We start from the raw sequence: 13,437 nt of genomic DNA, 5'->3' as shown, positions 1-13,437 counted from the left end.
AAAGTTACCTTTACCAACAATAAATTCGACTTATGATTCAATCCATGACTGGATTTGGGAAGCACGTGGTCCAGCTTCCTACAAAAAAGATTACGGTAGAAATTAAATCCTTGAACAGCAAGAGCATTGATTTGAATGCCCGAATGCCCTCAGCCTACAGGGAGAAGGAATTGGAATTGAGAAAGATAATTGCAAACTCCTTGCAACGTGGCAAAGTCGACTTTAATCTTTACGTGGAAATTACGGGTGACGAGGCTTCAGGCCAAGTCAATGAAAACGTCGTAAGACAGTATATGAAACAATTGAAATCCATTGCACATGGTGAGGATATTCAATTGCTCGAAATGGCCTTGAAGTTGCCGGATGCCTTGCGAACCGATAGGGACGACATAGATGACGAAGAGTACAAGGCTATTTTGGGCGCCTTGAACGAGGCACTTGAAGAAATAAATGCCTTTAGGTCTGAGGAAGGAAGTGTGCTGGAAAAGGACTTTTTGGAAAGAATAGAAGTTTTACAGACCCTTTTGGATAATGTTGTGGCCATGGATCCGGATAGGCAGGCCAATGTACGGGAACGGTTGGAAAAGGCCGTACAGGATATAAAGGTGGAGGTAGATGCCAATCGATTTGAACAGGAACTCATCTATTACTTGGAGAAGTATGATATTACGGAGGAAAAGGTACGCCTGGCAAACCATTTGGACTACTTTGAAAAAACCTTGAAGTCTGATGACAGTAATGGTAAGAAATTGGGCTTCATTTCCCAAGAGATAGGGCGGGAAATCAACACCATTGGTTCAAAAGCCAATTACGCACCCATGCAGCAGTTGGTGGTCCAAATGAAGGACGAATTGGAAAAAATAAAGGAACAGATGCTAAACGTATTATAATGGAAGGAGGAAAGCTCATTATTTTTTCGGCACCGTCTGGAAGTGGAAAAACCACCATTGTTCGTCATCTTTTGGGCATTCCAGAACTTAATTTAGCGTTTTCCGTTTCGGCTACCTCCAGGCCCAGAAGGGGCAAGGAGAAAAATAAGGAGCACTACTATTTCATGACAGTGTCCGAGTTTAAGAGCCATATCAAGAACGATGACTTTTTGGAGTGGGAAGAGGTATACCGTGACAACTTTTATGGAACCTTGAAAAGTGAGGTGGAGCGATTATGGGCCCAGGGCAAGAATGTTATTTTTGATATTGACGTTGTTGGGGGCCTGCGTATAAAAAAGAAATTTCCGGATCGTACCTTGGCGGTTTTTGTAAAACCGCCCAGTGTAGACGAGCTTAAAATCCGATTAAAAAAACGAAGTACGGAGAGCGACGATAAGATCAATATGCGTATTGCAAAGGCATCGGTAGAATTGGCAACAGCGCCCCAATTCGATAAGATTATAAAGAACTACGATTTAAAAGTTGCCTTAAAGGAAGCGGAGGAATTGGTCGCTGAGTTTGTGGGCGTAGAGAAAAAAGGGTAGTGTGTTTCTACAGTTTTGTTTCCTTCCTAAGAATAAAAGCTTACTAGTCTTATGAAAAGGATAGGCCTCTACTTTGGCACCTTTAACCCGATACATATAGGCCATATGGTCATAGCGAACCATATGGTGGAGTTCTCCGATTTGGATGAGGTTTGGTTCGTGGTAACGCCACAAAGTCCGTTTAAGGCGAAGAAATCACTTTTGGACAATCATCACAGATACCAAATGGTACTGGAAGCCACCGAGGAGTATCCAAAGTTAAAACCTTCCAAAATAGAGTTCGACCTTCCGCAGCCTAATTACACCATAAATACCTTAGTTCATTTAACGGAAAAGTACACTGATGGATATCAGTTTTGTTTGATAATGGGCGAGGATAACCTAAAAGGTTTCCACAAATGGAAGAATTACGAGGAGATATTGGAGGGGTTCGACATTTATGTGTATCCAAGGATTTCCATGGGTAACGTTGAAAATCAATTTAAAGATCATCCTAAAATACATAGGGTAAACGCCCCTATAATGGAAATTTCATCCACCTTTATTCGAAAGGAGCATAAAAAAGGGAAAAACATTAAGCCTATGTTGCCTGCTTCCGTTTGGAAGTATATGGATGAGATGAATTTTTACAGATAACTTATTTAAAGGCATTCGCCTTTACCAGGTCGTCCGTACCTAAATATTTGTCGTCCTTGTTGTAGTACCATGCCCTGACCTTGGGTATTTTTATATCGTTGACGCTAATTTCTTCCGATAATAGGATGTATTCGCCGTCGTTTTTGGATTCGTCGTGGTAAAATTGATAGACTTCCATCTTGTAATTGGTAGGGTCAAAATAAAAGTACCACGTGTCGCTCCCCACTTTTTCGTCATATTTTACCTTTAACACCAGGTACTCTTTTCCCTTGAATGATTTTTTACCCACTTTGGGGTCTAAAATGGTCCCCGGATCTTTTAATTTCATGGGAAGGCCATAGAGATACGTATAATAATCCTTCATTTTTTTTGCCCGTTCACAGGTAATTTGCAAGCTATCCCTGTACCTGTCCGCTATCACAGCGTTATTATTAAGAAGGAGCTTGCATTCGCCCCGATCAATAATATACTCTACGGTATGATTGCCCTTTCTAACGGTGGATTTATAATAGCTTGATGGTAGATCCAGTTCCAACAGCGTTCTACGGGTGTCGCCATCTAGGGTAGTCATGATAATGGCCATTTTCCCTTTAAAGCTTTTCCAATTGCCATTGGGATCGTGATAGGTAATGGCCTTCTCCAAAAGTTGGGTCCCGGTTAATTCTTCTTGGGCATTACTTAGTAAAACGTTAAAGAAAAGTACTGGTAGAAACCACTTTAGAATTTGAATACTTTTCATAAATCTCTATTAGGTTCATAATGGCTGTCAATAGATCTTTGGTCTCTAACAAAAGACTAAAGTATAGGGCAGTGTTTTTTGGGCTCGATTCATCAGACCGGGTACGTTCTACCTGCTTAGCGATTTTAGCGTCCAGTTTATTGAGCAAATCCTGCCTGTTCATGAGAAGCGGAGTTAACTTTTCAAACCTTTTGTTCTCAAAAATCTCTTGGATGCTTTTAAAAAGTTCCTCTACATAGGACTCGGTTTCCTTTAAGTCCTTAATTTGATTAAAACGAAGCCTCTTGTGGTTGTTATGAACATGTTTGTACCCTGCTTTGGATATATATTCCAAGGATTGGGTCATGTCCTGTAAATAGCTCAATGCGGTGATGTAGAAATTACTTGTACCTACACTGGATTCATCCAAATTTTTAATAAAATAAAAGATGTTGTTTCTTAAATCCTCAACTTCCTTATCAAGTTTACTTATGCCCTTTTTTCCTTTTTTAAGCGTATCTATATCGTGTTTTGCAAGCCCGTCGATGCTTTGTGTATAGATTTTGTTTCCCCTTTTCATGGAAAGTGCAATATTGGAGGCACTTTCTTCGATCAACCCGATAATCGTATTGCTTTCTGCACGTTGCAATTTCTCTTCCAACTTGGTTTCCTTCAGTTTTTTGGTATGGGAAAGATAATTTTTGCCAATAAGAAGAAATGCCAGGATCAAAAGCGCTCCAATGGCAAAAATGCCACCAAGATGAATGATATAGGCAATGATTGCCGCAGCTGTAAAAGCACTAAAGGCCGTAAAAAACCAACCGCCAATCACATTGAGTACACCTGCAACCCTGTAGACAGCACTTTCTGGCCCCCAGGCTCTATCGGCCAATGAAGATCCCATGGCGACCATAAAGGTCACATAAGTAGTGGATAGAGGAAGTTTCATGGATGTGGCCATGGAAATCAATACACTTGCGACCATAAGGTTTACGGATGCACGCACCAAATCAAAGGCGGGTAAATCCTTTACTTTGCTTTTTGGGATATACACATAGGGTTTTTCGAATTGCTTGTCGATTTTGTCTTGAATGACTTTTGGAATAAGTCCGCTCAAGTTCTCAGATGCCCTAATGGTATATTTAACAATTTGGCGAGACAGAAAATTGGGTTCAAAACGTTCGTCGCCTTCATCCTGTCTTGACAGGTCTACACTTGTTTTTACTACACTCTTGGCCTTGGAGGAAAACCATAGTGTAACGATCATTACTACCCCAGATAAAAGAAGGAGATAGGTGGGGGTCTGTACAGCGGCGGAAAGTCCCCGCATGTTAAATTCCGAAGCAAGGATTCCAGAGCTTTTCCAACTGGTAAACGATTCCAATGCGGCCAAAGGTACACCAATAAAATTCACCAAATCGTTGCCAGCAAAGGCCATGGCCAGTGCAAAAGTGCCCAATATGATGATAAGGGTATAAATATTCCATTTCAAAAACGCCGATACCACAAAGGATACCAAGGTCCAGAACACAATGTTCATCAATATAAACATAGATGCCTTTGTGTCTATGAATTCATTCACTGCCTCTGGTAAAATCGAAGTACCACTAAGACCTTTTACCAAAATAAAATAAATGATTCCAGTGATGGCTAATCCTCCAAATACGGCTCCATACCACTTTGGCTTTTCGTGGAATTTGAAGGAAATAAGGATTCGGCTTAGGAATTGTACGACCGCACCAATGGTAAACGCCACAACGACGGATAGTAATATGCCCAGTATGATTTCCGTGGCCTTATCGGTATTTATGTAATTGGCCAAATCTAATATACTGCCTTCATCTGCATAAATTTTAACAATGGATATAGCGACTGCCGCCCCTAAAAGCTCAAATACAATGGAGACCGTTGTGGATGTGGGCATGCCCAAGGTGTTGAAAAAATCCAAAAGCAAGATGTCCGTAATCATTACGGCCATAAAAACGATCATAATTTCAGAGAATACGAATTCACCTGGATTAAAAATTCCCTTTCTCGCCACTTCCATCATACCGCTGGACGATATGGCACCAAATGCGATTCCAACACTTGCAACGATCATGATGGTCCGGAAGGATATGGCCTTTGAACCTATGGCCGAATTCAAAAAATTGACCGCATCATTACTTACTCCAACTACCAAGTCCGTAATGGCCAATACGGCCAGGGCAATGATCATGAAGAGGTAAATGTTTTCTCCCATCTAAAAATTAAATAAATGCAAAAATGATATTATAATTCGTCAATCAGGTTAAAATAAGGTTATGAAGTCAGTAGGAATTAGGCTTTATATCCCTGCTTCAATTCAAGACGATGAAAATAGGAAATAAATCCGTAAAAGATGGTACTTTGAAAATTTTGAACCTAGATGGATGCACCAATCAGTAATTCGGTTCCAAAGACCGGTCCGAGGTCATTTTTTCAGAACCTTCTGCCAGCACGGGCAATGATAAGGTTTTGGCATTTAGCGACTCCAAGATTTCAAGTTGGTGGTTCTCCTTTACTTCTACAGCTACTTCTCGAGACTCGTAACCTAAAAAACTGATTTCCAAGGTGTAGTTGCCCGGTTCCACATCTGTAATCTCAAAATTCCCGTTAAAATTGGTTTGATCTTTCCACTGGGTATTTTTCAAGGAAACGGTTGCCATAAGCAAAGGCTCGTTGAACATTTCATTATCCAGGATTTTACCGCGAATCGAGCCACTTCCCTGTGCATAGGCCATGGTTGTAAGAAGGGTAACGATTGCATAAAGGCATGTTCTCATTTGGAAACAGTTTATTTGCCTGCAAATAAAAACATGCAAGGTTAATTTAAGGTTATGTTCGGGTTATCTCTTTATATTCTTAAGGTTAAGGTATCGATAGTTTTTGGTCGTAGAATGATTTGGTATGGTCTTTCTACATCGCAAAAAATGTATCTTGCAAGGATTAAAGAAGCAACATGAATTGGGAGCAATTACTATCATTGCGCAGAAAGGGCGATGTCAATAAAAGAATTAGGAACGAACAGAATGAAACCCGTTTGGGATTTGATGTGGATTACGATCGTATTATATTCTCCGCGGCATTTAGAAGTCTACAGGATAAAACTCAGGTTATACCACTGTCAAAAACCGATTTTGTACATACCAGGCTCACGCATAGCTTGGAAGTTTCCGTAGTTGGAAGAAGCCTTGGTAGGTTGGCAGGTCAAAAAATTCTTGAGAGGCATCCCCATTTAAAAGAGATCCATGGCTATAAGTTCAATGACTTTGGAGCCATTGTTGCCGCTGCAGCCTTGGCACACGATATTGGAAACCCTCCGTTTGGTCATAGCGGAGAAAAGGCCATAGGAGAATATTTTAAAAATGGGAAGGGCGCTGTTTTTAGGGAACACTTAACGCCCAAGGAATATCAGGATATTATTGATTTTGAGGGCAATGCAAATGGCTTTAAGCTATTGACACAGGATAGGGCAGGTGTTTCCGGTGGATTGCGCCTGAGCTATGCCACTTTGGGGGCCTTTATGAAATATCCCAAGGAATCCCTCCCTAAAAGACCTACCAAGCATATTTCGGATAAAAAATTTGGGTTTTTCCAGTCGGAAAAGGCGGCTTTTGCAGACATTGCCCAAGATTTGGGATTGATACGGACCCGTACTGGCGAAGATCTAACTTTTGCTAGGCATCCACTCACGTACTTGGTGGAGGCGGCAGATGATATTTGTTACACCATAATAGACTTTGAGGACGGTATCAATCTGGGGCTTATATCTGAGGATTATGCCCTCGAATACCTAATAAAACTTGTGAAGGATTCCATAAATACCAAAAAGTATAATACCCTTGCGTACAGGGAAGATCGTATCAGCTATTTAAGGGCCTTGGCCATCAACACACTAATTCAGGATGCGGTATCTATTTTTATGGATAACGAAGAAAATATACTAAATGGTACTTTTGAAGTTTCTTTACTGGATAAAAGTAAATATGATGCGCAAGTACGGGACATTATCAGCTTGAGCGTGGAACGTGTATATAAGGCCAATGAAGTAATTGAAAAGGAGATCGCGGGATATAAGATTATAGCCGATATTTTGGAGGTATATACGGATGCCCTAGTTCAAAAAAAGCATAACACCGCCACCAATTACCATCATTTGATATTGCAAACCCTTCCCGAATTTTATCGAAGAACGGATCTGTCCCTTTATGAAATCTTATTGAATGCCTGTTGCTTTGTGGCCAGTCTCTCCGATAGTTCCGCCGTACACATCCATAATAAAATTACGGGCAAGCAACTTTAAAAATCCACGGTGACCCCTATGCCAAGTACCTGTTTGAACTGTATTTTGGGAATGCCACGATCTGTAACTACCCCCGCATCATTTTGTACTTCATCAAAAAGGATGTCGTCGTCATAGATTACATGGGTACCCAGGGTGGTCAGGATGTATTTGTTGACCCTCATTTTTACGTTAAGTTCCCAATCAACGTCCACGTTTCCAAAGCTCCTGAGATAATCGGTATATAGGTTTAATCGGCTATTGGCATCGATATTCTCGGCAATATTGAATTCCCATTTATGCGTAATGAGTATACCAAGCTCCAACCGATGGTTTTCCCCCGGCGTTAGTACATTTCCATTATCATCCAAAATGGCTTTTTCCACACCAAAGGAACCTTTGTTCGCCAAATCCTGATCCAATACAAAAGTCGATTTTTGGGTCAAAGGAGACATGTACAGGTTGAATTTCTGATTTTTGCTGATATAGGACGTACCCGCACCAAAGAAGAGGTATCCCGGAGCCATGAACCTTGAAATGGGGTTATCCCTATCAGGATATTTATAACCATTTGAAAATTGGGTATTGAAGTTCAATTGGACGGAATAGTACCAATTGCTGATCGTGTCCCTTCTATAGCCCACGTTGGAACTTAAACGTATCACGTCCTCGGTCTTTCTTATTTTCCTACCTTCCTGTGCATTTAGTCCGTACCTGAGTTCAACGATATTGTCCCACTTAAAGTATCGAAACTTATAATCCCGTATGATCTTTAAAAATCCTAGTCCGCTGACCGCATTGTCACCCCCGGCATTCCAGTTGATAAAGGCGGCCTCGCTTAAATTGATTCCCAGCGTATTTTCCTTGTTCCAAAAAGAGGGCACCCTAAAGGGGTCGTATTTGTCCTTTAGGGGTTTTGTGCGTTTAAAGGAAATTACGGGGTTCGTCAAATTCACACCCCTTGGAATGTGTTTGATTTTTTCCTGGGTCTTTCGTATTACAATGGTATCCACCACGGTAGTATCGATGATAACCGTATCCGGAACGATGGGCGAGGGTATCGTATCCTGTGAATATGACACTATTGAAATAAAAAGTGTAAAAAAGTAAAAGAGTCTGGATCTATTGAAAAAAACGTTTTTCATCTGTGTTTCTTATTGTTTTTAATTGGTCAGATGTAATTTGCCAAGAATCATCTAAATGGGTGTTAGAAGTTGTATGGGACTTTTCATAAAAGCGTCTCTATATAGTTTTTAATGGATTGCATATCTATTTGTGCCAAACGGTATAATTCTTCCTGGGTACCATGGGTTATGAATTTATCAGGGATTCCAAATAACTTGATGCTTTTGTAGGGCCCCAAATCGTTTGCTACGTCTAGAATGCCACTGCCAAAACCCCCAATGGCCGATCCATCCTCCACCGTTACAATGTGGTCATAACTTTCCAGGACCTGCTGTATACGTTTTTTGTCCAAAGGTTTTATGAAGGGAAAGTGGTAATGTCCCAAGGCCTCATCGTTTTTGATTGCTGTCAACAATTCAGTAATGTTGTTTCCAATGGTTCCCGAACTGAGGATGGCAATTTTTCTTCCTTTTTTTATCTCAAAAGATGTGCCGATGGCTATCTTTTCAAAAGGTCGCTGCCAATCCAATAGGACCCCTCTGCCGCGTGGATAACGAATAGCAATGGGGTTTTCCAATCCTAATTGCGCTGTATACATGATATTTCTAAGTTCAACCTCGTTCAAAGGGGCGCAGAGTATCATATTGGGGATACAACGTAAATGGGCAATGTCAAACACCCCATGGTGGGTGGGGCCGTCCTGACCCACTAATCCTGCCCTATCCAAACAAAAAACGACCGGTATATTTTGCAGTGCCACATCGTGGATCACTTGGTCATAGGCACGTTGCAAAAAGGTTGAGTAAATGTTGCAAAAGGGCACCAGTCCTGCTGTTGCCATACCTGCGGCCATGGTTACGGCATGCTGTTCGGCGATCCCAACGTCAAAGGCACGATCTGGGATGGCTTCCATCAAATACTTTAAGGAACTTCCCGTGGGCATCGCCGGCGTAATTCCCACTATTCTTTCATTGTTTTTTGCAAGTTCCACCAAGGTATGACCAAAAACATCCTGATATTTCAATGGCTCAGGCCGATCGCTCTTTTTTAAAAGTTCCCCGGTAGTTTTGTCGAATTTGCCAGGAGCATGATAGGCTACCTGGTTTTCTTCCGCCTTTTGAAGGCCCTTTCCCTTTGTGGTGATCACATGCAACAATTTGGGGCCAGGAACGCTTTTTAAGCGCTCTAGTTCGCTGATCAATCCATAAAGGTCATGACCACCCAATGGACCCGAGTAATTGAAATTTAGGCATTCAAAAATGTTTTCGTCCTTAGCCGTGCCCTTTTTTACATTGGTCAGGTATTTTTTTAAGGCACCCACACTGGGGTCTATTCCTATGGCATTATCATTGAGAATAATAAGAATGTTGGTATCCGTGACACCCGCATGGTTAAGACCTTCGAAGGCCATGCCGCTGGCTATGGAGGCATCTCCTATAACCGCAATATGCTGTCTTTGGTGTTCTCCTTTTAATTTGGATGCCAAGGCCATTCCCAATATCGCCGAAATGGAAGTAGAGCTGTGTCCTGTTCCAAAGGCATCATATTCGCTTTCGCTCATTTTTGGAAAACCACTAATCCCGTTGAGCTGTCTATTGGTCTCGAATAGGTCCTTTCTTCCCGTAATGATTTTATGTCCATACGCCTGATGGCCCACATCCCATATTAATTTATCATAAGGCGTATTAAATACATAGTGCAGGGCAACCGTAAGCTCCACAACACCAAGGCTGGCTCCCAGATGCCCTTCCTTGGTAGCCACGATGTCAATAATAAACTCCCTTAACTCCCTGGCCACTTGGGCCAACAGGTCCTTCGAGAGTTTTTTAAGGTCCTTGGGCGAGTCTATATGTGCTAAAAGTGGATCCACTTGGAGTTTATTCGTGGCAAAAATACTTCTTTTACCCACCAAAACAATTGTTTTTAAAATCTAGTAGGCCTTTCCATCTTATTGTATTTTTACGGTATGATAGCTCCCTTTGATGATTCTTTTTTCATGAAGAAGGCCCTTCAGGAGGCCCAATATGCTTTTGAACAGGATGAGATTCCGGTGGGGGCCATTATTGTTGTCAAGAATCGAATTATAGCCAGGGCGCATAACCTTACGGAAAAATTGAACGATGTAACGGCACATGCCGAAATGCAGGCTATAACCGCCGCAGCCAATTTTTTGGGTGGAAAATATCTCAGGGATTGTACGCTGTACGTCACCTTGGAGCCTTGTCAAATGTGTGGTGGAGCGCTTTTCTGGAGCCAAATTTCCAAAATTGTATTTGCGGCATCGGATCCCCAAAGGGGCATTAGGGCCATGGGAACCCATTTACACCCAAAAACAGAAGTGGTAGGAGGCATTCTGGAGCATGAGGCATCCGATCTTTTACTGCGATTTTTTGAAAAAAAACGGCGATAGCACATCGGCAAACATAAAAAAACCACGCATTGCGTGGTTTATGTTCCTACAAAATCAAATACTTATTACTAGAGAACAGTTACCTGTCCCGCTACTATGCCTTTTCTGCCTTCTTGTTCAACGTATTCTACTTTGTCTCCTTCCCTGATATCCTTTCCGTTCAGGGCGGTCGCATGGACAAAAATGTCCTTTCCCGTGTCGTCGTTTGTAATGAAACCATAACCTTTGGATTCATTAAAAAATTTTACTGTGCCAGTCATTAAAATAAAAATTAGGTAATTAACACCCTAAAATAAGAAATTTTAGGTCAAGTAGTTGGGGATTATTCTTTTTTGTCCTTTGGAAATCTTTGATTTTCAGTGTTTTTTGTCGATTTTCCCTGCATTCTTCGAATGTTCTCTTCTGTCAACATATAGTCGTTCATTTTTTTACCTCTGCTTTCCTTGATCAGGAACAAAGGCATGGCCACTAAAAAAAGGCCTGCCGTACCACCACCGATGAACTTGTGTGCGATTGCCTCTTGGGAATCCTCCAGATTGAATCCGTAAATAATGCATCCAAAGGAAGCCAGGACGATAAATATGATAAGATATTTCATGGGACAAAGTTAGGAAATATGGAATGGAATCCATCGGGTTTACCATAACACAGATTTGCAGCAAATCGGTTCAAAATCCCTATTGGCATGCTAAGGTTCGTCAGGATAAAAATCGTCGGGTAAAAAAAACCTCAATTGAAATTCTTGATAAGCTGGTAGGAAAATGAAATGATTTCCCTGTAGTTATCCTTGCTGATTTTCTCGTCTATTCCGTGAAATCGCGACATGCTATCCGGTCCTAACCTGATGGGATAAAAACGGTACACATCCTCCGCAATTCCGTAAAAATACCGTGCATCCGTACCTCCCCCTACCAATCCAGGCACTACTACGCTGTTCGAGAATTGGGTGCGTATGGTCTGTTCCAAGATTTTATAGGCATCTGAATCGATGCTTGACACTTCTGAAGGGTTGGTCAAAAACCCCACAGGTTCTACCCTGATCTTATCGGAAATGGTGTTTTCAATATGTTCCTGTACCGATGCTATCGTCTCGCCGGGCAATATCCTAAAGTTGATGGTCGCCTCGGCTACCGTGGGGATTACGTTGTTCTTAACGCCGCCGCTTACAATGGTAGGGGCCGTAGTGGTGTGGGCGTTCAATGCCTCCAGTATGGGGTCCTTGAACAGCCAAGGGTTTGCGAAGGCCATTCTTTTAAAGAACGGGAGTTCCGCGCCCATATATTCCAGTTGGTAATCGATGGGTTTCACCAGTTTGTAGGGCAATTGGTTGTTTTCCAGGTCCACAATGGCCTTTGCCAACATTCCAATGGTATTTTCCTTGGGCGGTTGGGAACTGTGGCCCCCTTTGGTTTCTACAATAAGCCTAAAAGAGGCAAATCCTTTTTCGGCCAGGTTGACCATGGCTACGGTTTCAATACCGGGAACTAGGTTCTCTGCCAAAAATCCGCCTTCGTCCAAGGCCATGGCCGCGGTAACACCTTTTGACTTTAAATGCTTTGCGATTTCGGCGGCACCTTTGCTGCCCCCAACTTCCTCATCGTGTCCAAAGGCCAAATATATCGTCTGGGACGGTACAAAGGACTCCTCCAACAGTTTTTCCACGGCCTCCATAAGTCCGATCAAAGTGCCCTTGTCGTCCAAGGTGCCACGGCCAATGACATGGGTATCCGTAATCGTACCGGCAAAAGGCCCTGCCTCCCAGTCCGCGAGTGTGGGCTGGTCCACGGGAACCACATCTTGGTGCGACATTAAAATAAGCGGCTTTTTGGAAGCATCGGAGCCTTTCCAAGTGTATAGCAGGCTATAGGTATTTATTTTCTCAAGAGACAGATTTTTATGCACTAGGGGAAAGGTTGCTTCCAAATACCTGTGAAAGCCAAAAAACGCGGTCGAGTCCGGAATGGCGTCCTCGCTAAAGGAAATGGTCTCGTATTGCAGTCCCTTTGATAGGTTTTTAAAGATATCGTCTGGGAGCGCTATAGTTTCGACAGTGCCCGGGGCCACTTGTTTGGAGCCCATTTTTAGGGTGTTGAAGACCAAAATGCCCGCAACGACAATCAATAACAGCAGTAAAAACAGAAGTATTTTTTTCATAGGGTGGTGGTTTGAGAATAACTTGTTTGGTCTCTCTAAAGGTATGAAATTCTGGGATGGCTAAATACGTAATAGTTTCCTGCCGAAGGCTAAGCATTATGTCTTTAATTCAACTAAAAGAACTTGTTTTTTTAACTCAGTTTTTTGTTAGCAACTGGCTTTTATTTATTGCGTTAATTGTTTCGAGAAATATATTCTTCTGTGTCCTTTTGGGAAACCTTTTATTTCTCCAATTGGTTTATATCCGTTTTTCAAGTAAAATTCCTCTGCTTGAAAATCAAACGTGTCAAGCATTGAAAATTCCGCTCCTCTTTCAATAGCTATTTTTTCGATGTATCTTAAAATTTTAGTTCCAACTCCTTTATTTCGGTATTCTTCTTTTACCCACAGGATTTTTATTTCAAGACCATTCCAATATCCAAGTCCACCCAATATTCCACCAATATCAATTCCGTTTTTATCTTTTGCTACAAACTCCAAACGAGTCCACATATCAGCAATTGCAGAAACTTTACTCAGGTTGTATTCATTAAGTCCGTCAACGATTTTCTTTATATTTTCCTTTTCGCAAGATTCAATAGTAAATTCAATTTCTATTTCCATGTGAGTGCTATAGC

The 13,437-nt window shown here is 41.8% G+C and carries 14 protein-coding genes; 5 read left to right on the top strand and 9 right to left on the bottom strand.

The genetic code is table 11. The annotated features are described in order from the left end of the window. The first annotated feature begins 32 nt into the window (after positions 1-32). From DZC72_RS04470 to nadD, 3 genes are read left to right on the top strand one after another with little or no spacing between them, the layout of a single operon-like run. Positions 33-890, top strand: a complete 858-nt coding sequence (locus DZC72_RS04470) for a YicC/YloC family endoribonuclease (RefSeq protein ID WP_125221672.1) — start codon at positions 33-35, stop codon at positions 888-890. Further along, a complete protein-coding gene (gene gmk / locus DZC72_RS04465; protein ID WP_125221671.1) occupies positions 890-1,474 on the top strand; it encodes a guanylate kinase in 585 nt (194 codons plus the stop codon). Before DZC72_RS04470 ends, gmk begins: the two co-directional genes overlap by 1 nt. A gap of 51 nt (positions 1,475-1,525) precedes the next feature. Next, positions 1,526-2,110 carry a nicotinate (nicotinamide) nucleotide adenylyltransferase gene (gene nadD, locus DZC72_RS04460; RefSeq protein WP_125221670.1) on the top strand — a complete coding sequence of 195 codons (585 nt, stop codon included), beginning with the start codon at positions 1,526-1,528 and terminating at the stop codon, positions 2,108-2,110. A gap of 1 nt (position 2,111) precedes the next feature. Here the strand turns inward: nadD and DZC72_RS04455 are convergent, their stop codons facing one another. The 3 genes from DZC72_RS04455 to DZC72_RS04445 all read right to left on the bottom strand — a co-directional run bounded on the left by DZC72_RS04455 (position 2,112) and on the right by DZC72_RS04445 (position 5,632). Beyond that, positions 2,112-2,849, bottom strand: a complete 738-nt coding sequence (locus DZC72_RS04455) for a DUF6503 family protein (RefSeq protein ID WP_243641640.1) — start codon at positions 2,847-2,849, stop codon at positions 2,112-2,114. Continuing rightward, complete coding sequence (locus DZC72_RS04450; RefSeq protein WP_125221669.1) at positions 2,800-5,070, bottom strand: inorganic phosphate transporter; 2,271 nt, start codon at positions 5,068-5,070, stop codon at positions 2,800-2,802. The genes DZC72_RS04455 and DZC72_RS04450 overlap by 50 nt, the downstream gene beginning before the upstream one ends. 178 nt (positions 5,071-5,248) lie before the next feature. Beyond that, a complete protein-coding gene (locus DZC72_RS04445) occupies positions 5,249-5,632 on the bottom strand; it encodes a carboxypeptidase-like regulatory domain-containing protein (RefSeq protein ID WP_125221668.1) in 384 nt (127 codons plus the stop codon). A gap of 176 nt (positions 5,633-5,808) precedes the next feature. Here DZC72_RS04445 and dgt point away from each other — a divergent pair, with 176 nt between their 5' ends. Next, complete coding sequence (gene dgt, locus DZC72_RS04440; protein ID WP_125221667.1) at positions 5,809-7,152, top strand: dGTP triphosphohydrolase; 1,344 nt, start codon at positions 5,809-5,811, stop codon at positions 7,150-7,152. On the opposite strand, the gene DZC72_RS04435 is transcribed toward dgt, so the two are convergent. Together DZC72_RS04435 and DZC72_RS04430 are read right to left on the bottom strand one after the other, a co-directional pair. Next, complete coding sequence (locus DZC72_RS04435; RefSeq protein ID WP_125221666.1) at positions 7,149-8,276, bottom strand: DUF3078 domain-containing protein; 1,128 nt, start codon at positions 8,274-8,276, stop codon at positions 7,149-7,151. The two genes, dgt and DZC72_RS04435, sit on opposite strands and share 4 nt — an antisense overlap. A gap of 83 nt (positions 8,277-8,359) precedes the next feature. Further along, complete coding sequence (locus DZC72_RS04430) at positions 8,360-10,126, bottom strand: 1-deoxy-D-xylulose-5-phosphate synthase (RefSeq protein WP_125221665.1); 1,767 nt, start codon at positions 10,124-10,126, stop codon at positions 8,360-8,362. Positions 10,127-10,222: 96 nt separating this feature from the next. Here DZC72_RS04430 and DZC72_RS04425 point away from each other — a divergent pair, with 96 nt between their 5' ends. Continuing rightward, positions 10,223-10,666: a nucleoside deaminase gene (locus tag DZC72_RS04425; RefSeq protein WP_125221664.1), complete on the top strand. Its 444-nt coding sequence runs from the start codon at positions 10,223-10,225 to the stop codon at positions 10,664-10,666. A 68-nt stretch (positions 10,667-10,734) separates the two neighbouring features. Here DZC72_RS04425 and DZC72_RS04420 read toward each other — a convergent pair whose 3' ends face one another. From DZC72_RS04420 to DZC72_RS04405, 4 genes are all read right to left on the bottom strand, one after another. After that, entirely contained in the window at positions 10,735-10,926 is a 192-nt protein-coding gene (locus tag DZC72_RS04420; RefSeq protein ID WP_099546095.1) for a cold-shock protein, read from the bottom strand. 62 nt (positions 10,927-10,988) lie between these two features. Then, positions 10,989-11,264, bottom strand: a complete 276-nt coding sequence (locus DZC72_RS04415; protein WP_125221663.1) for a hypothetical protein — start codon at positions 11,262-11,264, stop codon at positions 10,989-10,991. 131 nt (positions 11,265-11,395) lie between these two features. Further along, on the bottom strand, positions 11,396-12,820 hold the full coding sequence (locus DZC72_RS04410) for a M20 family peptidase (protein WP_125221662.1): 1,425 nt from the start codon (positions 12,818-12,820) through the stop codon (positions 11,396-11,398). A 165-nt stretch (positions 12,821-12,985) separates the two neighbouring features. Then, positions 12,986-13,423 (bottom strand): GNAT family N-acetyltransferase, encoded by a 438-nt coding sequence (locus DZC72_RS04405; RefSeq protein WP_125221661.1) that lies wholly within the window; start codon positions 13,421-13,423, stop codon positions 12,986-12,988. Positions 13,424-13,437: the final 14 nt, after the last annotated feature.

Source organism: Maribacter algicola, from assembly GCF_003933245.1.
GTDB lineage: Bacteria > Bacteroidota > Bacteroidia > Flavobacteriales > Flavobacteriaceae > Maribacter > Maribacter algicola.
Note: the sequence above shows the minus strand (reverse complement) of the source record. Positions and strands in the feature narration are given on the sequence as shown.